Source organism: Paenibacillus sp. GCM10028914 (genome assembly GCF_042666275.1).
Classification (GTDB): Bacteria; Bacillota; Bacilli; order Paenibacillales; family Paenibacillaceae; genus Paenibacillus_AQ.
In genome coordinates, this window is the sequence record NZ_JBHTFO010000016.1 from 97019 (window position 1) to 118849 (window position 21831).

The following is a 21831-nucleotide window of genomic DNA, read 5'->3' on the forward strand; positions in this document are numbered from 1 at the left end:
GTTATTCAAATGTGCACAAGGTGCCTCAAATCCGGAACAGACCGGAATTGAGGTGCCTTTTGCCACATCGTGAGGGGTATAATCGAGTTGACGGAGCATTTCAACCAAATGCTGAAATAGAGTGGTAGGACGTGACAACATGGGGAGCGGTTCAACTATTTTTCAATCCTTTAAATACTGGTTCGGGCGCAGATCAATGCAGAGTCGGCTGGTAGCGGCATATATCATTATCTTGGTTATTCCAAGCATCGCGGTTTCTAACTATTTCTTTAAGCAGATTAGCGATACCTATATCAGTGATGCACTGAATCAGAATCGGTTTATGCTAGAGATGGAAAAGATGACGATGCTGAATCAGATTGAAGCCATGGAGATGGCAGCCCAGCTCTCCATTTCGGATCAGGAAATCAACGATTATCTTACGTCCGAGGAGGATTTTGGCACGAAGGAGCTATTAGAGCTTGCTCGTGGACCACTTCAAGATTTGGTGGGTATTCAGATTAATAACCCCAACATTACACACCTAAGAATATTTACGCATAATGATCGGGTTACGGAGATGTGGCCGATTATTTTTCAGGAGTGGAGGATTGCGGAGGAACCTTGGTACCCCGAAGTGAGTCAGTTGAACGGTAGTGGAGGAGAGCGCTGGGTATTTAACTACCGAGACTCTGATATTTTAAGGCGGTATGCTTCTAATATGAACGAGGACATGCCAAAGGTTTCTCTGTTGCGTGAGAATTATTTAGGAAATCGCCATGTTGGTATCATTCAGGTCGAGATGCTACTTAAATATTTTGCGCCAAAGACGTTTGCAGGTATAGAGGATGAGAGCTCCCAGATGGTTATTGCAGATCGTGACGGGGCCTTGTTTATGGATAAGAATCAGCCGTTTCTAGCTCATAATGAGGCTCTTCGGGATGCGGTGGCATCGGAATTTCTTGAATTTAAGAGCCAGGGGAGTGAGCAGCAAGAGACGCTTCATAAACAATTTAAGGTAAATGGGAAATCATTTTTGCTGATATCGACTCCGGTTGAGCGCCTACAGTCACATCTGCTGAATGTAGTGTCTCTGGAGGGTGCGCTTAATAACGTATCCAAATCTCAGAAGCAGATCATTGCAGTGAACATTGTTCTAATTGTTATCCTGGCGGTAACGACTTACTTTATGAACTCGATTATTCTGAAAAATTTACGGCGATTAACGGAAACAATGAAACAGGTCCGTAAAGGAGAGGTTCGAGCAAGAATTGACATTCGCGGTGGAGGCGAAATCGGGGAACTTGCACATCATTTCAACAAGCTGATTCAAACGATTCATGAACTGATTGCCCAAGGGATACGGAAGCAGGCGCTCACGAAGGAAGCGGAGCTCCGTACGCTGCACAGCCAGATTGATTCGCATTTTCTGTACAACACTTTGGAGAATATTAAAATGCTTGCAGAAATGGAAGATCAGCGAACGATATCCGATGCGCTCACCTCGCTTGGTGGGATGATGCGTTACAATTTTAAATGGTCCGGAGAATACGTCAAGCTGAAAGATGAGATCAGGCATATTCGTAACTACATTGATGTCATGAACATCCGTTTTGAGGAACCGATCGAACTTATACTGAATGTACCATCAGAGTTTTTAGAGCTTGAAGTGCTGAAGATGTCACTTCAGCCACTTGTTGAGAATGCGGTGAAGCATGCTTGGCCTGAACAGGAAGTCGAGCAACAAGTCATAAGAATTGATGTGATTTCTTGGGAAGATGACCAGATTACGATTGCTGTGACCGATAATGGAATTGGGATTGGTGATTACCGCTTGCGAAGGTTAAATGAAGCAATCCCTTTAGCAGATAAGGAGCTTGTTGGAGGTCCGGAAGGTTATGGACGTGGCGGGCAGCAGGCCGGAGGGATCGGACTTCGCAATGTACATCAGCGAATAAGATTGTTCTATGGGAAAGAATACGGACTGGAAATCAAGAGTGAGGAAGGTGTGTTCACTACGGTAGTGATGTTCTTCCCTAAAGTCCTTTTATCAGGAGGGGGCAATTTGACATGAGAAGATTGTTAATTGTTGATGATGAGAAGAATATCCGTTATGGGTTGAAAATGATGATCGAGAGGGAGTTTCCCGACATATATCATATCGATTTAGCAACACAGGGTCAGGAAGCCTTGGCGTTATATAGGGCACATCCGGCAGATATCGTTATTACCGATATTCGCATGCCCGTGATGGATGGGATTGGCCTGATTGAAGGAATCGCTGCTGAATCTAGGGCAATCGAGTCTGGAAAGCCAATCATAATCATCCTGAGCGGTTATGACGATTTTGAATATGCCAAGGCGGCCATACGGTATCAGGTGAAGGAATACTTGCTTAAACCCATCCGGCGAGATGAACTGTTTGCGGTACTTCGAAAAAGCGAGGAAGCGCTCATCCGTCAGGCTGATTTAGAGCAGCGTATAGCTGCTAGTGAGGCATACCTAGACCATGTGAAGTCGAGTAGATTAATGGGGATTTTGATGAAGGAAGAGGCTTCTACACAGGATGTTGAGGAGCTTTCGCAAGTGATCGGGATGGAATCCGTGGCTCGTCCGTTTCGTGTAGCAGTAATGAAGTATATATATGAAGATGGAAATCAGATGAAAAGCGAAGATCTGAAGCAGCTGGTGAAGCATACGATGGAGCCTAACTGGAGTCTAGTTCGTGCTTGTTTCTTCGATGGAGAAGGAAAATTAGTTCTAATTGGAAGTTTGGATAGTCAGTTCGAAGATCTCTCCCGCCAATTCACGGAAAAGGAAATGGATGGACTTATGGTCGGTATTAGCCGGGAGGGGTATACCGCAGACAATCTCCCGGAATGTTATCAGCAAGCGATTATCGCTCTTAGCTATACATTCATTTATCCCAATGTGAGACGGATGAGTTACGGGGATATCGAAGGAGAGGCAAGGAGTTATCCGATGCCGGATGAGGAGATTCGAAGGCTTGGAAATATGCTCGGAACAGATCGAGAGCGAGAGATGAAGGCACTTCTGTTATCGATTTTCCATATTGAGCACATGCCTCATGTGCAGGTCGATTATTTGGAACGGGTTAGCAAGCGAATGAATGAGCAGGTATTTGATGAGGTGTTCCGTATTTACGGAGAATCGCTTGTTGAGGTGATCAAGCTCTATCGTAAGACGGGGAGTCTGGATAATTTCCGCCACTTTCATGATTATTTCCGAAGTCTGGAGCATTTGCTTCTAATGGTGAACGACTATGTGCGAAGTATTCGAAGCGCGCACAGTGAACATGCTGAGATTAAGGCGGCAATTACTTATATGGAGGAACATTATAATAGACCGCTCAATATGGCTATGGTCAGCAATCATGTGTCTTTAAATTATTCGTACTTTAGTGAGGCTTTTAAGGCACATACGGGCGAGAGCTTTGTTGTATATCTGAAGAAAATCCGGATTAATAAAGCGAAGGAAATGCTTAGAAATCATACATTGAAGCTTGCTGACATCGGGAATAGCGTCGGTTTCGAGAATGCAAAGCAATTTACTCGGGTGTTTAAGGAATTGGAAGGTATACCGCCTCATGAATATCGTATAAAAGTATTATCTGATGCGGAAATTAGGGATGTTTAGTAGGAGTAAGGATTCATTTTACATATATTGGTCTTCCATTCGTCGGATAAAACATGTAATCTATGAAAATATTAACAAACAACTGACAAATCAGGATCTTTTGACGAAGGAAGTGAATTCATGGAAGTTGAATCCCTGCTTCAAGTGGAGAAATTGGCGCTGAAGAAAATGAAGATTTTCAAACAAAGCAAAATTCGTTATTTGGCACGGTCAGCGCTAGCAAGTATGTTTATCGGTTTTGGTGTTATTGTCGCCTTTAAGACAGGAAGCTTTTTCTATAATATTCATTCCCCGGGGGCATACCCCATGGCAGCCTTAACCTTTGGTGCAGCTATCATTCTAATCGCTTATGGCGGTGGGGATCTGTTTACAGGCAATACCTTTTATTTCTCATATGCCGCTCTTCGCAAAAAACTACAGTGGCTACAAGTCGTAAAGCTTTGGGTGACAAGTTATATTGGCAACATCATAGGTGCCTTTGCGTTTGCTCTTTTGATTTACCTGACAGGATTGTTCAATGATCCAGCTGTGAACGGTTTTTTGATGGGGGTGGTCGAGAAGAAGATGCATGCCCCTGTGTCAGAGCTCTTTTTTCGAGCCATTTTATGTAACTGGTTAGTCTGTCTCGCCTTTTTCATTCCGATGGGTTTGAAGGGGGATGGACCGAAACTGTTCGCGATGATGCTGTTCGTGTTTTGTTTCTTCATTTCTGGATATGAACACAGTATTGCTAACATGTGCACCTTTGCAATTGCACTGGTCGTAAACCATCCGGATACGATTACACTTGGAGGAGTATGGTACAATCTTGTACCTGTGACCATTGGTAATTTGATCGGTGGAACTATATTTATGGCATTCATGTACAACTATGTAAATAAACCGTTTATGGATGAGACAGGCGAATAATCTTTAAACAGAAAAAGACACCTAAAGCATCAGATGTCCAAGCGTGCCTTGGCTTCTTTGATGCATTAGGTGTCTTCTATTTATATGAGACAAACAATGATATATGTGTGAATTCTAATGCTTTTTCATGGCTTATTGAGCAGGCTCAAGAAGAGATAGCGTCATTTCCATCTTGCGTGTAATCTCTTTCTGCCATTTCGCGTCACCAAGCTGAATGGCAAGGTTGAGCAGGTCTAGGTAATCGTCAACCTGTAGGTTGGTACGTTGATGATTCGATCTCATAGGGCTCGGGTTCTCCTTTATATGAAGTATCTCGAATATATTCTCACTGCGTTCTCAACCACATGGTAATGATAATCATTATCATGTTCTTCTACCCCTATTATAATGTCTTCTCACCGGATTGCAAGATATATTACGAAAATTGCTGACGATATTTCCGCGGTGACATACCCTCTTGTTTGGAGAAACAGGAGGTGAAGTATGCAGCATGGTTAAACCCGACGTCTTCAGCAACCCAGCTTATGGTGTGATCGGTTTGCAATAACAGCAGCTTAGCTTTTTCGATACGATAGTGCAGTAAGTATTCTACTGGAGAGCAACCGAATTCCTTTTGCATACAGCGGGCGATATACACGGGATGAAAGTTAATACTTTCTCCGAGTGCTTGTGCCCGGAAATTCTCTCTGTAATGTGTACGTAAATAGGCAGCTGCCTGTTCGGCACAAATTGAATGTGGAGAAGAAATCGGGGGATCCATAGCTGCAGTAAGCTGCTCGAATAACTCTTGAAACAGGACCTGTTGTTGCCATAACGATTGGACCTTATGACCATTTTGGACAAGAGCAGCGAGTGAATCCAACAAATCGAAAGCCTTCTGTGGTTGTCTTAAATTTCCGTACTGGGGGACCTTAACCGTAAAGTAGTTTGGAGAGAAGGGTTGAAGCTCAGATAATTCCTCTTTTTTAGATGAAGTATTATACCCCTCTGAGCTCCATCCTCCTGAGGTCTGAAAATGCAGCCAATAGTAAAGCGTATCTACCGTGCAGCCTTGGGTAGGGAAATGGTGGGTGTCCGGGCGCAGAATAAGAAATGATCCGGCATCGATATCAAATGCACGTCCGTTCTCCGTTACATATAAGCATCCTTTACAGACGACAAGAAGATCGAACACACCGATATTTCTTCTGTTGGGGTGTTTGGCACCCTCAGGAGCTTCAGTGATTCCACTAATGATGTACTCAGGAAGTGGGGGGACTGTAAAGTGAAGAATAGTCATATAATGAGTTCCTTTCCTCCATATTGAAGTTTGTATTTTTATAGTTTACGTTCATAAAATGATATTTTAAAACCAGTATACCATCTATAATTAGAAGCTGTTGTAAGTGACTATCGCTGAATTACGCTTCAGCTTGAGAAGAAGGTTGGATGTTTGAATGTTGGATAAAGACAAAACGAAATTTACATTATGGGTTCTGGCGTGGCCGATCTTCATCGAATTGTTTCTTCAATTTTTGTTAGGTGCAGTAGATACGTTGATGGTAAGCCGGATATCGGATGATGCGGTTGCTGTAGTCGGATTCTCAAATCAGTTGTTTCAGGCGATGACAACGCTGTTCATGACGGTGGCGAGTGGTGCAGGTATACTGATTGCACAGAAGCTTGGATCTCTTAAAAATCTGGATGCACGCAAAATTGCTATCATGGCTCTAAGTGTAAGCACATTAATCGGTGTGCTGCTGAGTGCTGTGTTATATATGCTGCCTACTCAAATCGCTTCTGTACTCCAGCTGCCTGATCGATTGTTGCCACTCGCAGGTACCTATATTTCTATCGTAGGCGGAGGTATGGTGCTGGTCGCTATGATGTCAACGATGAGTACAGTCATTCGGAACACAGGCAATACGAGGGGGCCGATGTACACGGCTGTTGTTATGAATATCATTCATGTGTTCTTGAATTATGGATTCATATTCGGCGCTTTTGGCCTGCCGCAGTGGGGACTGACAGGTGTAGCCATTTCAACTGTGATTAGCAGACTACTAGCCGTCGTAGCACTTATGTTCATGTTCCTGCGCTCGTTCGATTACCGGATCCACATCCGTGAATTCCGTCTATTCGATAAACCGCTGTTCAAGGAAATTATGAATATCGGCTGGCCGCTGGGTGTTAACATGTCCTGTTGGGTATTTTCTCAGTTGATCATTTATACGTTTATCGCTCAGTTGGGTGCGACGGAGCTCGCCGCTAGAACATATATGAATACACTCGAGTCTATGTGTTTCTTACTCGGAATGTCCATTGCTACTGGAGCACAGATCCAGATCGCGCATCTGTATGGAGCTGGTCAAACAAAGCAGGCGTACAAAGCTGCGTATCGTGCCTTTGGAATTGGGATTATTTTTGTCGGTGTGAATGCCCTACTTATCTACGTATTAGGTGCTCAAATTCTAGGGTTGTTCACAGCCGATTCAGAGATCATTGCGATCGGGGTTTCGTTGCTCGGACTCAATTTGATCCTACAGCCAGGTAAACTTCTGAACATGACTTTGGGGAACTCTCTGAATGCGGTCGGGGACACCCGGTTTACCATGTATATTTCACTCGGGTCCATGTGGATCATTGCGACAGGCTTATCTTATGTACTAGGTGTACAATACGGCTGGGGATTGGTCGGAATATACTGTTGCATGATTGCAGATGAATATGTGCGGGGAATCTTGTCCTTCTTCCGCTGGCGTGGTCAGAAGATGCTCCGGAAGGCAGGGGAGAAAGAGCGCGAACGACTTGATGCAGGCAACAATCCAGTTGAAACGATTGTCGCTCCTTCAGTTTAATGAACCAATGAACTAATTAGCATCGTATGTGAACAGGACGCGGCATGATTCGCGTCCTGTTGTAATTTCAGCCTAATTCAGTGTATACCCTTCGGATATCTTGGACACCTTTTTTTTGCTACAATGGATCATAGAAGCAACTAGAAGATATTAGGAGGAATTAATAATGAATATACATGAAGCAATTCGTACGCGCCGCAGTGTGGGAAAAGTAAAGCAGGATTCCATTCCTCAGGATCATATTGAACAGATCTTGGAAGCGGGTACATGGGCTCCGAATCATAAGCATACGGAGCCATGGCGCTTTTTTGTGATGAGAGATGGCGGCCGAGAGCGATTGGGGAATGCACTAGCGGATATTGCTTTAAGTAAAGAGGGAGAGAAGAGTGCAGAGGAAACGGCTGAGATAAGGCAATCAGCTATAAACAAAGCGATGCGTGCTCCCGTTGTAATCGGTGTGGCAGTCGTTCCCTCAGACGACCCTAAAATTATAGAACTCGAAGAATATGGAGCTGTTTTTGCGGCTATTCAGAATATGTTGCTTCAAGCACATGCTCTAGAACTAGGTGCAGTGTGGAGAACGGGAGATCCATGCTTTCATTCTTTAATGAACAAAGCATTTGGCCTTCGGGATAAGGACAAAATGCTTGGTTTTATATATCTGGGAGTGCCTGATATGGACGCAAAACCTGGTAAACGTCAGGATGTGGCAAGCAAGACCGTATGGTTGAACGATGCAGCAGACCGTCTGGACGGAACAAGTCCATCTCAGTAATAACCGAGGGGATATCCAATTAGCTCTATCTTGCTTATTGAGGTTCTAGTATAATTGACCTATGTTTGTCGATGTATGACTACTCATGTCGTCTAGAGTATCCATAGGGGGATTAGATTAACTTGAATTTTCAAAAGTGGGATATGGGCAGTAAGATGATTTTTATTGCCTCATGTGCAGCGCTCCTTTCGTTTTTCTTTAAATGGGTGGAGATTGGTATGCTTTCGCAGAATGGATTTAGCCAGGGAGTGGTATTCTTTATTCTATTGTTTGTATATCCTTGCGTAACCGTCATTCGTGAGAAACGGATGAATAAGAAGCTTGGATATGTCATGGCGATTCTTGGAGTAGTACTGGGCATGAGCTATATTCTTTCCAAAACGGTAGATTTCCTAGGTTCAACCATTAATGTTGCTTCTGGTGGTCCGTATTTGTTTATGGCCGCTTGTGGACTGCTCGCGCTGGGCGTGCGTAAACGAAAAATTTAATAATAAGACGGAGTTAGAACGGAATAAGAATACCGCAGAAGGGCTGACCAACATGTAGAGAAACATCTACTGTAGGTCGGTCCTTTTTGCAGTATTGGAAAGATATTGAAAAGATTATGAACCAAATCAATTGGTAAATCGTACTACATGATAGACTCATACACTAAGGAGGTATTTTTTTTGAAGAAAAGGTTATCTTGGATGTTGACTGCTCTGCTCGTGCTAATGTTAATCATTCCGACAGGGGCCATGGCAGCAAGTGCTGATTCCAGCGTTGCTGTTTCGAACCAAGGACTGGAGAAGATCGCTGCGGAGAAAGCGGCACTGCTTACTGAGACATATGGTACAACAAGTGTACAGTATGCTTTGATCGATAACGGCAAGATTACGGTGTCGGGTCAGTCAGGCTTGAATGACATCGAGGGGAAGAAACCACTGACCAAGGATACGGTGTACGGCATTGGATCGACAAGTAAAGTGTTCACGGCAGCTGCTGTTATGAAGTTGGTGGAAGAAGGGAAGATCAACCTGGATACGCCCTTAGTCCAGTACATAACGGATTTCACGATGAAAGACGAACGCTATAAGAAAATTACACCACGTATGTTGTTGAATCATTCATCAGGACTGCAAGGATCAAGTCTCAGCAGCTCCTTTTTGTTCGAGGATCAAGACACCTACGCTCACGATACGCTTCTGAAGCAGTTGTCTACTCAGAGTCTGAAGGCGGACCCTGGCGCATTCTCTGTATATTGCAACGATGGATTTACATTGGCTGAGATTCTTGTAGAAAGAGTCAGCGGCACAACTTTCACTGAATTTATTCATAAGCACTTCACTGCTCCATTGGAATTGAGCCATACGAAGACATCCCAGGATGTATTGGATACAAGTAAGATGGCAGGTCTTTATTATCCAGTTTATCAAGGACAGCTTCCGAACGAGACGGTTAATGTCATTGGAACAGGTGGAATTTATTCAACAGCCGAGGACCTGGTAAAGTTCTCTCAAATTTTCACAGGACAGAAATCGGATATCCTTTCTGACACGTCAGTACGTGCGATGGAGCAAGAGGAGTATAAGAAGGGTTTGTGGCCTGCAGACGCAGATAATTCAATCGATTACGGTCTTGGCTGGGACAGTGTAAGGTTGTTTCCGTTCAATGATTACGGGTTTAAGGCTCTAGTGAAGGGCGGAGATACGATTCTGTATCATGCTTCACTCGTCGTGCTCCCAGAGCAGAACATGGCTGCTGCCGTGCTGTCCTCCGGTGGTTCAAGCTCACTGAACCAGCTGCTTGCAAACGAGCTTCTTCTTCAAGCGTTGAAGGAGAAAGGGACAATCAAAGATATCAAACCAGCGAAGTCGTTTGGCAAACCGGTGAAGGCTTCTATGCCTGCTGACGTCATGAAACAAGCAGGTAATTATGGTTCTATGGGTCAACAGATTCTGGTTGCTGTGAATAAAGAAGGTGAGTTGTCCATCGCTTCGGCACTTGCTCCAGAGAGTGCGGGGCTGAAATATGTGTATACTGCGGACGGAACCTTTGTTAGTGAGGACGGAAGCTCTAAAGTCAGCTTCGAGACAAAGAACGATCGAACCTACTTGTGGATTAGAGAATACGCGACGGTTCCTGAACTGGGTCAGCTAGCTTTATCGCAATATGCAGCTGAGAAGCTGGAAGAGCATACGTTATCTCAAGAGACGTCTGATGCTTGGACGAAGCGGGATGGGAAAATATATTATCCTGTCAATGAGAAGTATTCTTCTCTCGTCTACCTCATTACACAACCAACATTACAGATTGACCGTTCGGGCAAAATGCCGAGCTATTGGGGTGACAGGAAGATTATAGACCCGAACACCGCGGCGAGTCAGCTTCAAATTCCAGCCATGGGTGGCCGGGATATGGCAGAATTCCGTTTCTCCACAGAAGCAGGAGTTGAATATTTGGAAGCTGCAGGAGGTCTATACGTAAGTGAAGAGAAAGTAAAACCACTCTATGCAGGCAAAAAATCTACACTCACTTTGCAAGATGATGGATATGCCAAATGGTTTAAGGTGCCTGCAGCTGCGGCAGGTAAAACCATGACGGTTGCATTGCCGGCAAAAGGTGCATTTGCGGTATATGACGAGCAAGGAACTACGGTGAACTTTACCGTTGTTAGTGGTTCAAACAAAGTGGAGTTACCGAAGAATGGCACGATTGTTTTTGCTGGAGAAGCAGGATCAAAATTCGATATTACATTGAAATAGCAGCTATTAAACAGATTATCGTGAATAATACATTTTAATATTATGAAAAGGGCTCATTCCAACTTGCACGCCGAGGAGGGATGGGCCTTTTTGCATGCAACCATTCGTAAAGAGAGTTGCATGACAATAGATTATGTAAGGACTAAAAGATAAATAGTTATAGCACATATTATTGATATGAAATATAATAAATTATTTGAAGGGTTAATTTTTGCCAGTTCAATCACATATAGGTATAGGAATTGGGAGGAACAACATATTAATGGGCAAGGAAAGCGTTAGAGGGAAGCTGTCAGAAATCCAGTTGGTTAGAGCTATAGCGATTATCGGTGTTCTATCAGTGCATGCTACGTCATTCGCGACGATTGCAATGAAGGAATCTAATTTTTATTTAGCATACAATTTTATTAATATTTTTATGAGGATTGGTACACCGGTCTTTTTGTTTTTGAGCAGCTTTGTGTTGTTTTATAGTTATTATTCTCGCCCGCTGGACAAAAAGCTGATCGGTAACTTTTATAAGAAACGTTTGCAATATATCTTGGTTCCGTATGTTCTGTTCTCGGTGCTTTACTTTTTCATATTGCATTTTATGTATTATCCGGATCGTTCACTGGAAGAAACGATGGAGAAGTTTATAGTTAAACTATTCACAGGCAAAGCCTACACGCATTTGTACTTTATATTTATTAGTGTTCAATTTTATTTGATATTTCCGTTATTTCTGTGGCTGTTCAAGCGAAAGCCGTATTTTGCAAAATGGGCTATACCCGTAGGTTTTGTTATGCAATATGCGTTTATGATTCTGAATAAATATTACTTATTTACAGATAGACCTGCCAGCTGGGCATTTCATTATATGTCTTATTTTATGCTTGGGGCTTTTCTAGGAATCTATTATCCCAAGTTGAAGGTATGGTTTCAGATCCAAAAGGAACATGTGACGGCATCCCGTCTCACAAGTTGGGTTGTATTGTGGATGATATGGCTGTTCGCATCGATCAGTCATGTGTATATTAATCATAACGCTCGTTTGAATGGCGTGAAGTACGATTCTTTATTGTATCACTTTCTATGGAATATACAGACGATTACGGCAGGGCTTGTGGGTATACAGATCGCTCATATTTTGCTCCGTCACGCATGGCCGTGGCTCACGAGATTTATGACAAGATTAGGAGAGCTATCGTTTGGTATTTATCTTATACATCCGTTATTTTTGTTAATCTATCGAAAATATCCGCCAGAAACGGGTTTCTCACCGTTTATTCATCTGTGGTATTTAGGTGGATTCTTGTTTGCATTCGTGGCATCCTGGATTGTGGTATCTTTGATCGTACGCTGGGTGCCGATGTCCTGGATTATATTTGGTAAAGTTGCTCCTGCGAAGCGGAAAACACGCGTCGTATCTGAAGGAGGAGTATCTAGATAGGTCGGAACATTAGATCTAGAGGGGCTTTGTCTTTTTTTATGTGGCAAGACGCTCCACGTACGAATCGTTCCTACCATCGCTGTTGCCCCCAAATTTCTTGGAATTATTCTAGTAAGGGAGGAAATTCGGGGGCAAAGCTTATGCTTCCGATGCTAGCTTTCCTTTGGAACAAACAAAATCCGTTCGTGAGAACCATCATATTCAGGTGGATTGCGGGTCGGAAGCGTCCAGACTTTCGCCCCAGCCCTTGATAAAGAAAAATCGAGACTCTCGTCATTTCTTACTTCGCAATTTATCCGAAGTGAGTCTGGAGGTCGGGTGGCTGCTTTGTCTTACCCACAATTGGTTAAGGCAGGCGACAATAAGCAAGCAAAGAGAAAGAACCAGCCAAGTATAACCACTCATGGCTGGTTCTTTTGTCAATAGAATGTCTTTTTCTTAAAGCTGAGGCCATCCGTACATAGAATTATCTACTGTTGGCACAGACCCTGCTTGATTGTATAGGTATTGAGTGATGAGAGCTTACTCTTTCACGATAGTTTTCGTGCTGCGCACGGTATCAATCGGACGGACCAGGCTCTCAATTTTCTCCCGCTGTGGTTCGAGGAATGGAGGCAGGGATAATTTTTCACCAAGTGTCTCGTAAGGTTCATCTCCCATGAATCCTGGTCCATCGGTAGCGAACTCGAACAATATTTGTGGAGCTACTCTAGCATAGAGTGATTCGAAGAAGTGGCGGTCTACATGTCCGGAGTTGCGAAGCTGGAAGCTGTCAAGACGATCGATCCATTCTTCGAGCACGGAACGGTCTTCTACACGGAAGGCAGCATGGTGAACTGTACCATAGCCTTGACGGGCCCGAGGCAGAATAACATTATGCTCAACGATAACTTGTGCCCCGTTACCTCCTTCACCTACCTCGAACAGATGGAGGGAACCTTCTTTAGCAATCTCTTTAAACAATAGAACCTTTTCCAAAATCTCTTTCATATGATCGAAGTTAGACACCCGCACGAAGACAGGTCCGAGTCCGGTAATCGCATATTCTAATGGCACGGGACCATTCTGCCAAGGTGTTCCGGAAGCTACACCTTCATTGTGCTCATCCGAGATAAGTTGATAATGCTGGTCATCGAAATCAACGAAGAATAGCGTCTTTTTCCCAAACATCTCTCTAATTCCATTATGCTTCACATTCAGGCGGTCAAATCGTTTTACCCAATAATCAAGCGCTGCATCACTTGGTACACGGAATGAAGTCTTGGAGATCTCATCGGTTCCGTGAATCCCCTTAGGTATGCCTGGGAAGTCAAAGAACGTCATGTCTGTTCCAGCACTACCTTTATCATCCGCGAAAAACAAGTGGTATGTCTGAATGTCATCTTGGTTTACGGTTTTCTTGACCAATCTCATACCGAGAACATAGGTGAAGAACTCATAGTTCTTCTCTGCGCTGCTGGTGATTGCTGTAACGTGGTGTATTCCTTTTAAATGATTCATTTGATATTCCTCCATATTCTTTGGTTAATGGTTAATTGAGACATAGGTATCTAGGTAAATGATTAACTTTATATTAAATATCTTTAAGTTAAGATAATAATAACACGACATGATCGTCTCGTCAAATCTTTAGCAAAATAAATTGGTTTTCTCATTCGTTAAGGTGAGTTTCTGGCATTTGAGGGGGAAAGAGGGAATTGATATACTATACATACGGCTTCAAGAACCGTATATAGTCTATATCACTTAGGAGGGATTCGTATGACTAATCCAGTTAATCAAGCTTTTACTGATGGACCAACGTTACATGATGGTATAAAGATGCCTTGGCTCGGGCTTGGTGTTTACAAGACGAAAGAAGGCGAAGAAGTCATTCAATCCGTGAAGTCGGCTATTGCTGCGGGCTATCGCAGTGTTGACACGGCAGCTGTATATGGCAATGAGCAGGGTGTCGGACAAGCGATCCGCGAATGCGGTGTGCCTCGAGAAGAGCTGTTTATTACAACGAAGGTATGGAATGAGGACCAAGGGTATGAAACAACACTCAAGGCGTTTGAAACAAGCCGTAAAAAGCTAGGGTTGGACGTAATTGATCTGTACCTTATTCATTGGCCCGGTAAAGATAAATATAAAGAAACATGGAAGGCACTGATTCATCTGCAAAAAGAAGGGCTTGTGCGCTCAATCGGCGTCAGCAACTTCCAGATTCGCCATCTGCGCGACATTATCGAAGATACTGGCGTGGTTCCGGTAGTGAATCAGGTGGAATTGCATCCACTGAATTCTCAGAAGGAACTGCTTCAGTACGCACGTGAACACAATATTGTGCTAGAAGCTTGGAGCCCGCTCATGCAGGGTAACTTAGACCAACCGGTTCTTGCTAAGATCGCGGAGAAGTACGGCAAATCGGTAGCGCAAATTGTGCTTCGCTGGGATATTCAGAATGGCGTCATTGTCATTCCCAAATCTGTCAAAGAGCATCGTATCCGCGAGAATGCTAATATTTTCGACTTTGAGCTGTCGGCTGAGGATATGGCAGCCATTGATGAGTTGAATGAGAATAGACGCTTTGGCTCGAATCCGGACGAAGTCCTGTTCTAAATGTTTCAAAGAGAAAGGCAAGATCCATTAGCCTATATGGCCGAGGATCTTGCCTTTTTTTTAATTATCTTTATTAATTAGCGGTTTGTTTAGGGGCTTTTGGTTTTACAACAACCCGTTCATTGCCCATCATAAGCACGAAGATAAAGGCTAGCACAGCTGGAACAAGCGCCCACAAAAAGGCTTGTGAGATCGAGTCAGCCAGCGAGTTTATGGCATGTTCGCGTATGGCGGGAGGCATTTTGTCTAAAACATCCGATGACATGGCTGCATCCGTATCAAACGATACGCCAGAAGGCATGTTTCCTCCTGTCATCCCGGCTGCCAGCTTATCGGTGAACACGTTACGCTGGATAATACCGAATATCGTAATTCCGACCGTCATTCCAAGTGAGCGCAGGAAGGAGTTGGTCGATGTGGCTGCTCCGCGCTGACGGGCATCGAAGTTATGAATCGAAGCCATGCTGAGCACCGAGAAGGAGAAGCCGACTCCGAATCCTGTGAGAATCATGAATAGAGTAAGCATCGTTCTGGAAGTCTCGGGGGACAGCGTGCTTAAACTGAAGATTCCGGCAATGAAGCAGATTGCAGAGATGGTCATAATATTGCGGAACGTTGTTTTGGTTGTCAAAATTCCGCCGAGCTGACTTCCGAACACGCTCCCGATCATCATTGGCATCAATATGAGTCCGGAATTGGTAGCACTTCCTCCATATACACCTGATACAAATATCGGAATATAGACGGTAGCAACAATAAAACCTGCACCATAGCATAGCGCAATTACGTTACTTGATGCGAAGAGGCGTTTCTGGAACATTTTAAACGAAATAATCGGTTCGGCCGCTTTGGTCTCTGTATAGAGGAACACGATAAGCAAGACAAGAAATCCGGCGAACAAACCAAGAATTTGCGGGGAATCCCAAGCGTACACTGTTCCACCATACTCCTGGCCGCCAAGCTCTAGAGCGAACATGAGACAGATGATGGCACCAACCAGCGTGATCGCTCCAGTCCAGTCAATTTTCTGCTTGGCATGAGAAAGTGTTTCCCTATAGGATGTAACGATAAGAATGAAGGAAATAATCCCGATCGGCACATTGACGTAGAATACCCATTCCCAGCCAATGCTGTCTGTAATAAACGCACCAAGCATCGGTCCGAGGATGCTGGAAGTGCCGAACACGGCGCCGAGAAGGCCTGTCATTTTTCCGCGTTTCTCTGGTGGAAATAGGTCAAAAACAATGGTAAACGCGATTGGCATTAGCGCACCGCCACCGATTCCCTGGATAGCTCGGAACATAATGAGTTGCGTCATATTCTGAGCCATACCACATAGCATGGAACCAGCCAAGAAAACGACGAGCCCGAAAATAAAAAATCTTTTGCGGCCATACATGTCAGATAGCTTACCGAAAATCGGAGTACCTGCCATAACGGCAACCATATAAGCTGAGGTAACCCACACAATTTGATTAAAACCACCAAGGTCTTCTACGATCGTGTACATGGCTGTAGCCACAATTGTGTTATCCATAGCCGACATAAGAATACCGAGGAGCAGGCCAGCTACCACAAGCTTAATGTTACTTTTTTGAACATTCATAAAGTGTTACGGCTCCTTTTTCTATGTATTTATTTATATATAACGGTCGTTATATTTTAGCTAAATATAAGCATCAAAGGCAAGGGGGAAGTGAGAGGGAACACTAAAAAAGCCAGAAACCTGTTTGATAAGTACAGGGAACTGGCGTAGAGACAAATTTACAGATCGTTCGAAAGTAGGAGAAACAGCATTATTTTTTTGAAGATAGGCCTTCTGGCACAGTCGCGGCTTCAATCGTATAGTCGTCATAATTAACAAGGATAAAGATCTTTTCTTCTTCTTTATCTTTTATATGCCCATTTAATCCGATTGTATGCGCGAGGTCAGGTGGCGAAATGGTGTGCTTCGTAAACTCGACTTCAACCCCGTATTTCTCATCAAAATACTTTGCGGCAGCTTCCTGTGACAGTTGTACGGTCTGTTTTTCCTGGTCCGTCATCCGATTACAGCCTCCTAAAATTAACAGGATCATTCCGACAAGTAGTACATATGTAAATAAAGACCTTTTTCCCATTTTCTCTCCTTTGTATTCCAATGTTTACCATTAATATTATAATAGATAATAATGATTCATTACTATGGTAAAAAGGGTGGAATTATGGGCGACAAATATATATCGGATAAATTATATAATAAAGCCTCCCAAATTGCTTACAATGATGTTCCTCCAGGAAAACTTACCGAGGATGGATTGGATGGGTGGAGCGTCGTAGAGCCTGATGGTGCAAAGTTGCATCGTGCTTCCGGCTTCGATGCCTTGGTGCTGCGCAACGAAACGACAGACCAGGTCATTATCGCATATCGGGGTACTGAAGCGGGCGGGATGAATCTGGCGAAAGGAAAAGATATTTATACGGATGTCGTGGATGTTGTTGGCGGTAGGCCGAAGGATTTAGAGAGTAGTCTGGATCAGCCTTGGAAGACGCTTTGGAATGATGGGCCGCTCAAGCTGGCTAGCGATAAAATACAATACGAAAACAATCAGTTTCATCAAGCGGAAGAACTGTATGATGCGGTCAAAGATGCATATCCAGATGCAGATATTTCTTTAACGGGGCACTCCTTGGGAGGGGGACTTGCACAGTATGTTGCCGCTCGTCAAGATCTTCCAGCAGTAACCTACAGCGCGCCAAGCACACTGAATTCACTGTCGGATGAGCTGGCGGCCAAGGTGGAGAATGGTGATTTTGACGATCAGATCATCAATTACGTTCATCCCAGTGATTCGGTTGGCGCAGGTGGCCTGAGCGAGTATGACAGGCATATCGGATCAACCTATTATTTGGAGAGTGACTTTGCAACGGCTAATGCAAAATACGATCAGATATTGAACATCCCCATTCCGCTCCGTGGCAGCGTATTGGGTGTGTCTTTGCCTTATTACAATCTGGAAATTGATACGGGAAAATACTATATCGGCGACATTCAGCGGTTTTATGACTCGGTTCTGAACGGTAATACCAATTATCATTCACCATCTCAATATAAATTTGATGAGAATGGAAATCTGAAGGGCCCTCTTGTTGACCGCTTGACTGGAGAAACATTGGACGGATCCCCTCGTGCAACAGCATATGCCGCAGCAATGGCGGCTATGGCAAAATTGATGCAAGTCAGTGGTGCGGGGTTACGAGCGTTCTTGTCCAGAGGAGGGTCTGAAGCTGGAGGCGGCGGAGCTCATGGCATGATTCAGTTAACACCGGAGGAGTTAATTGCAGCTGCGAGAGAAATGCGTCAAAGCGCCCAAGTCTTTTCTAGTGAAAGTCGAAACACGGTTCAATTCATTGAAACGAATATCCGTACCAGTGAGAGTCGTTCCCTGACGCCTATTGCTGAGAACACAAGCACAAGCCTGCACGGTATTCAGCAGTGGTACGAAGCGATGATGCTGGAAATTGCGGACTATATCGACCGGAAGGCACAAGACTTTATTCTGGCTGATGAATCGTAATAATAAGAAGCGGGCGGGGAGTTGATTGCAAATGAGTCGGATTTCAGTACAAGTTGATGATTTAAGAAGAGCTATCCATCAGTGTGAACAGCTTCGGCAGAGATTGCTGCAGCAGGTCACTACAGTAAAAGGCATAAACGCCCGCCTGCAGGATTGGAAAGGCAAATCTGCTGAGGAGCTCCGTATGAAGATGGAACGGTTCTTGCAGGGAGCTTCGTCAAAAATAGCGGAGCTTGAGCAGCGTATTCGGGAACTAGAAGCTTACATAAGCAGAATGCTGGAAGCTGACAGAAACTAAATACGATAATCGCTATGAATAATAAATGAAATGAAAAAGAACCGCAGCTCGTCATAAAAGACATACAGCGCGGTTCTTTGCTTAATTACAAATTTGTGACTCTCCGTATTCTTCTTACCTTCTTCCAGCAGGGACAGGTGCCTCCTTTAAGCCGATCTTCATGGGCGACCCGCATAAAGGACATGCTTTGTGTGAGTTGCTTCTAGTAGCTCTTGAGTCTGTTCGCTGCCAACCTCGGCATCCTGACCCCGTACAGAGCCATGCCTGGATCGATTCGGTACGTACAGGTTTTACTTCTTCTTTATGAATGTTCCCTGTAGCAGGCTTAACGGATACACGAAGGCTTTCCCTGCTGGAGCGCTTGCCGGATTGCCCTGATGCAGCGCTGGTCGAGCTTCTACCAATCGCTGAACTTTGACGGCTGAATGCAGAAGATCCATGGAGACGCTCTGTATTCCCTGCTCGTTTCCACTCGCTGCCTGAGCCAGTCAATCTATCTCTGCGCTCTTTGGCAGCTGGTTTCGCACTTTCAATGTGGAATACGCTTTGAAGGAAGCGAGACACCTCAACCTTTCGTCCTCGGTAGAAGGCAGGAGAACTGATGATCAACTCGTCCCTGGCTCTTGTCACAGCCACATACGCAAGTCGCCGCTCCTCTTCAAGTGCGGCGCCGCTTTTATCCTGCTTGGAGGTAAGCGGGTGGGTATCATCCATATGCTCTGCTTCTAGGGAGGAGGTGTGTGGCAGAATCCCTTCCGAAGCTCCAATCAAGCATACAGCTGGAAACTCCAGCCCCTTTGCTTTATGAATCGTCATCAGCTTTACTGCGTCGGCAGAGTCGTCTTTTTTGCGTACCGCCATTTCCTTATGAATCTCAATAAGCCGATCTACGAAGCTGATAAATGAAGGCACGTCTTTAAACCGCTTGGCTGATGCCTCCAGCTCGTCCAGACCTTCCTGGATGAATTCCTTATGCATCGTTATATCGTGCCCGCCATCAGCCTCGAGGAATTTGTCATAGAAGCGGAGCCTGATTTCGCGGATAGCATCTACAGGCTCCATGCCTTTCAAGGTTTTAATTAACTTGGAACGCTCCCGAATCTGCTCCACCTGAAAATCTTTAAGTCCCGGATAAGAGATCAGATGGGAGAGGGGGCCTTTTTTGGGACGAGGTGCGTCCTTTTCATGAATAAAGGCCATACCTTTATCCCGGTTAATGTACAAGGTGTTAAGAATGCCTTCCATTGACTTGAAGTCTCGACGATTGAGGGATAGTCGAAGATAGTCCATTACAGGCTTAACCACCCACTGCTCATAGAACAGATCACCTTGTTCATAGTGAATAAACGGGATTTCCTTCATGACTAGCTGCTCAAACACGGCCCGGCTGTTGTTCGACGTGCGGTATAGAATGGCATAATCACTATAACCTCTAACGCCTGTGCTTACTGCTTCTGAAATATGCTTTAGAATCAGCTCAGCCTCTTCATCAGGATCGCCGGGGCGAAGATACAATGGAACACTTTCACTCTTGCGTGTGGACTGAAGCTTCTTTGTCCGTCTGCGCTTGTTCTCGCGAATGATTTCGTTACCGAGGCCTACGATACTCGAGAAGGAGCGATAATTAACGTCTAATGTTACGACCTTGGCACCGGGATACGTCTGATCGAACTCCAGAATAAATTCGTTACGTGCTCCGTTAAAACTATAGATCGTCTGGTCGTCATCGCCGACTACCATGAGGTTCTTATGAGGCTGCACGATCATTTTCAGCAGTTCATAAGGGAGTAGACCCGTATCCTGGAACTCATCAACCATGACATAACGATATCGCCGTTGGAGGGACGAGAGCAGCCGAGAGTCTGAAGTCAGCAACCGGAAAGATAGGACGAGAATATCGTCAAAATCCATCTGTCCGTTCTCTTCCTTCCACGCTTCATAGCGAGCGAAAATCTGTCTTTGCTCGATTTCTGCTGGCGTCTTGCCCGGCAACTCATCAAGGCCGATCATATTCATGCGGTAGGCGGACCAGAGTGAGAGCAGCGTCTCCGCTTCATATCCGTCCTGCAGCCCCATTTCTCGCAGGATTCGTTTAATTATAAATTGCTGATGCCTTGAATTACTTAATATTTCTTGGCGAAATCCACGAGTCCTGAGCAAGTATAGAAAAAAAGAATGGAATGTTCTGGCCGTCACTTTGGTAGTTTCTCTGGGATCAAGCTCTGGCAAATTCATAATCCGCTCCTTCATCTCAGCTGCAGCCTTCGATGAGAAGGTCACAAGCAGGATAGAGGACGGGTCTGCCTTGAGTACAGACATCAGATAACCAGTGCGGCTAACAAGGACAGATGTTTTGCCAGAGCCAGCTCCAGCCAAGGTTAATAGAGGCCCCTCGCGGTGTCTTACCGCCTCGATCTGTGATCGGTTGAGGTATAAACCCTGTGCCTCAAGACCGCGGAAAAAGGCAGCATCTGAGGCGTGATCATTTACCAGCTCTCGGCTGCTCTGGGAGGAGGCCAGGCTTGCAAAGGGCAGATCTTTACGCTTACTTCCAAAAGGTCGTTTATAAAAAGGTATGGATGTCATATAACTCACCAATCGTTACTGAAATAATAATGCCTACCCAGTTTACCGGATAACCGTCAGCGTGGCAAAGGAAATGCTTGCGCGAGAGGAGTGCGGGACACCTGACAGATGTTTAAAGAGAGATTATATCTAATCAATTCATCTGATATATCCAGCGGGAGACTGCGAGTTTTCCATAAAGTATATCTATTATTAAATACAATGGTAAGTAATGATTCCTTCGTACTTTCTATTACAAAGCCCATATTATAGATGGTAAAACCGCAGAGTTTATTAAACTGAAATGGCAAGAACGATGTAGTCACATTTTTGCGTAAAATGGTAGAAAAATATGTTGCTATATTGAAAGAAAAAGAAAGCAAGAAATAAGAAGTGAGTATACCCAATGTACGGATACGTAGGGAGAATTAGACCTTTATTTAACAAATATGCTTCTTTCTATATATTCTTCTTATT

Annotated in this window: 17 protein-coding genes; 11 read left to right on the plus strand and 6 right to left on the minus strand. The window is 44.4% G+C overall.

Going from position 1 to position 21831, the window contains the following annotated elements; all coding sequences use genetic code 11:
• Window positions 1–139: 139 nt before the first annotated feature.
• The 3 genes from ACFQV5_RS16045 (at window position 140) to ACFQV5_RS16055 (ending at window position 4545) form a co-directional block, all read left to right on the plus strand.
• Window positions 140–2053 (plus strand): sensor histidine kinase, encoded by a 1914-nt coding sequence (locus tag ACFQV5_RS16045; protein ID WP_379248364.1) that lies wholly within the window; start codon window positions 140–142, stop codon window positions 2051–2053.
• On the plus strand, window positions 2050–3636 hold the full coding sequence (locus tag ACFQV5_RS16050) for a response regulator (RefSeq protein WP_379248365.1): 1587 nt from the start codon (window positions 2050–2052) through the stop codon (window positions 3634–3636). The genes ACFQV5_RS16045 and ACFQV5_RS16050 overlap by 4 nt, the downstream gene beginning before the upstream one ends.
• 120 nt (window positions 3637–3756) lie before the next feature.
• Window positions 3757–4545 (plus strand): formate/nitrite transporter family protein, encoded by a 789-nt coding sequence (locus ACFQV5_RS16055; protein ID WP_379248366.1) that lies wholly within the window; start codon window positions 3757–3759, stop codon window positions 4543–4545.
• Between the two features lie 132 nt (window positions 4546–4677).
• On the opposite strand, the gene ACFQV5_RS16060 is transcribed toward ACFQV5_RS16055, so the two are convergent.
• Window positions 4678–4827, minus strand: coding sequence for a hypothetical protein (locus tag ACFQV5_RS16060; RefSeq protein WP_379248367.1), 150 nt, complete (start codon window positions 4825–4827; stop codon window positions 4678–4680).
• Between the two features lie 133 nt (window positions 4828–4960).
• A complete protein-coding gene (locus tag ACFQV5_RS16065; RefSeq protein WP_379248368.1) occupies window positions 4961–5824 on the minus strand; it encodes a helix-turn-helix transcriptional regulator in 864 nt (287 codons plus the stop codon).
• A gap of 157 nt (window positions 5825–5981) precedes the next feature.
• Here ACFQV5_RS16065 and ACFQV5_RS16070 point away from each other — a divergent pair, with 157 nt between their 5' ends.
• From ACFQV5_RS16070 to ACFQV5_RS16090, 5 genes are all read left to right on the plus strand, one after another.
• Window positions 5982–7382, plus strand: coding sequence for an MATE family efflux transporter (locus ACFQV5_RS16070; protein ID WP_379248369.1), 1401 nt, complete (start codon window positions 5982–5984; stop codon window positions 7380–7382).
• A gap of 166 nt (window positions 7383–7548) precedes the next feature.
• Window positions 7549–8157, plus strand: coding sequence for a nitroreductase family protein (locus ACFQV5_RS16075; RefSeq protein WP_379248370.1), 609 nt, complete (start codon window positions 7549–7551; stop codon window positions 8155–8157).
• 122 nt (window positions 8158–8279) lie between these two features.
• Window positions 8280–8645 (plus strand): hypothetical protein, encoded by a 366-nt coding sequence (locus tag ACFQV5_RS16080; RefSeq protein WP_379248371.1) that lies wholly within the window; start codon window positions 8280–8282, stop codon window positions 8643–8645.
• Window positions 8646–8825: 180 nt separating this feature from the next.
• Window positions 8826–10901: a serine hydrolase domain-containing protein gene (locus ACFQV5_RS16085; protein ID WP_379248372.1), complete on the plus strand. Its 2076-nt coding sequence runs from the start codon at window positions 8826–8828 to the stop codon at window positions 10899–10901.
• 262 nt (window positions 10902–11163) lie between these two features.
• Window positions 11164–12333 carry an acyltransferase gene (locus ACFQV5_RS16090; protein WP_379248373.1) on the plus strand — a complete coding sequence of 390 codons (1170 nt, stop codon included), beginning with the start codon at window positions 11164–11166 and terminating at the stop codon, window positions 12331–12333.
• A gap of 522 nt (window positions 12334–12855) precedes the next feature.
• On the opposite strand, the gene ACFQV5_RS16095 is transcribed toward ACFQV5_RS16090, so the two are convergent.
• Window positions 12856–13833 carry a ring-cleaving dioxygenase gene (locus ACFQV5_RS16095; RefSeq protein ID WP_379248374.1) on the minus strand — a complete coding sequence of 326 codons (978 nt, stop codon included), beginning with the start codon at window positions 13831–13833 and terminating at the stop codon, window positions 12856–12858.
• A 261-nt stretch (window positions 13834–14094) separates the two neighbouring features.
• Here ACFQV5_RS16095 and ACFQV5_RS16100 point away from each other — a divergent pair, with 261 nt between their 5' ends.
• A complete protein-coding gene (locus tag ACFQV5_RS16100; RefSeq protein WP_379248375.1) occupies window positions 14095–14934 on the plus strand; it encodes an aldo/keto reductase in 840 nt (279 codons plus the stop codon).
• 73 nt (window positions 14935–15007) lie between these two features.
• Here the strand turns inward: ACFQV5_RS16100 and ACFQV5_RS16105 are convergent, their stop codons facing one another.
• Together ACFQV5_RS16105 and ACFQV5_RS16110 are read right to left on the minus strand one after the other, a co-directional pair.
• Window positions 15008–16540, minus strand: coding sequence for an MDR family MFS transporter (locus tag ACFQV5_RS16105; protein ID WP_379248376.1), 1533 nt, complete (start codon window positions 16538–16540; stop codon window positions 15008–15010).
• Window positions 16541–16730: 190 nt separating this feature from the next.
• On the minus strand, window positions 16731–16979 hold the full coding sequence (locus ACFQV5_RS16110) for a hypothetical protein (RefSeq protein WP_379248377.1): 249 nt from the start codon (window positions 16977–16979) through the stop codon (window positions 16731–16733).
• Between the two features lie 159 nt (window positions 16980–17138).
• Here ACFQV5_RS16110 and ACFQV5_RS16115 point away from each other — a divergent pair, with 159 nt between their 5' ends.
• Together ACFQV5_RS16115 and ACFQV5_RS16120 are read left to right on the plus strand one after the other, a co-directional pair.
• The gene (locus tag ACFQV5_RS16115) at window positions 17139–18491 is read left to right on the plus strand and encodes a Tle-like phospholipase domain-containing protein (protein ID WP_379248378.1); all 1353 of its coding nucleotides are present in this window, start codon (window positions 17139–17141) and stop codon (window positions 18489–18491) included.
• A gap of 31 nt (window positions 18492–18522) precedes the next feature.
• The gene (locus ACFQV5_RS16120) at window positions 18523–18789 is read left to right on the plus strand and encodes a hypothetical protein (RefSeq protein WP_379248379.1); all 267 of its coding nucleotides are present in this window, start codon (window positions 18523–18525) and stop codon (window positions 18787–18789) included.
• A 114-nt stretch (window positions 18790–18903) separates the two neighbouring features.
• On the opposite strand, the gene ACFQV5_RS16125 is transcribed toward ACFQV5_RS16120, so the two are convergent.
• Window positions 18904–21375 (minus strand): UvrD-helicase domain-containing protein, encoded by a 2472-nt coding sequence (locus ACFQV5_RS16125; protein WP_379248380.1) that lies wholly within the window; start codon window positions 21373–21375, stop codon window positions 18904–18906.
• Window positions 21376–21831: the final 456 nt, after the last annotated feature.

Coding starts and splice junctions, on each gene's coding strand:
- ACFQV5_RS16045 (WP_379248364.1), top strand. CDS start 140: ATGGGGAGCGGTTCAACTATTTTTCAATCCTTTAAATACTGGTTCGGG.
- ACFQV5_RS16050 (WP_379248365.1), top strand. CDS start 2,050: ATGAGAAGATTGTTAATTGTTGATGATGAGAAGAATATCCGTTATGGG.
- ACFQV5_RS16055 (WP_379248366.1), top strand. CDS start 3,757: ATGGAAGTTGAATCCCTGCTTCAAGTGGAGAAATTGGCGCTGAAGAAA.
- ACFQV5_RS16060 (WP_379248367.1), bottom strand. CDS start 4,827: ATGAGATCGAATCATCAACGTACCAACCTACAGGTTGACGATTACCTA.
- ACFQV5_RS16065 (WP_379248368.1), bottom strand. CDS start 5,824: ATGACTATTCTTCACTTTACAGTCCCCCCACTTCCTGAGTACATCATT.
- ACFQV5_RS16070 (WP_379248369.1), top strand. CDS start 5,982: ATGTTGGATAAAGACAAAACGAAATTTACATTATGGGTTCTGGCGTGG.
- ACFQV5_RS16075 (WP_379248370.1), top strand. CDS start 7,549: ATGAATATACATGAAGCAATTCGTACGCGCCGCAGTGTGGGAAAAGTA.
- ACFQV5_RS16090 (WP_379248373.1), top strand. CDS start 11,164: ATGGGCAAGGAAAGCGTTAGAGGGAAGCTGTCAGAAATCCAGTTGGTT.
- ACFQV5_RS16095 (WP_379248374.1), bottom strand. CDS start 13,833: ATGAATCATTTAAAAGGAATACACCACGTTACAGCAATCACCAGCAGC.
- ACFQV5_RS16100 (WP_379248375.1), top strand. CDS start 14,095: ATGACTAATCCAGTTAATCAAGCTTTTACTGATGGACCAACGTTACAT.
- ACFQV5_RS16105 (WP_379248376.1), bottom strand. CDS start 16,540: ATGAATGTTCAAAAAAGTAACATTAAGCTTGTGGTAGCTGGCCTGCTC.
- ACFQV5_RS16110 (WP_379248377.1), bottom strand. CDS start 16,979: ATGACGGACCAGGAAAAACAGACCGTACAACTGTCACAGGAAGCTGCC.
- ACFQV5_RS16115 (WP_379248378.1), top strand. CDS start 17,139: ATGGGCGACAAATATATATCGGATAAATTATATAATAAAGCCTCCCAA.
- ACFQV5_RS16120 (WP_379248379.1), top strand. CDS start 18,523: ATGAGTCGGATTTCAGTACAAGTTGATGATTTAAGAAGAGCTATCCAT.
- ACFQV5_RS16125 (WP_379248380.1), bottom strand. CDS start 21,375: ATGACATCCATACCTTTTTATAAACGACCTTTTGGAAGTAAGCGTAAA.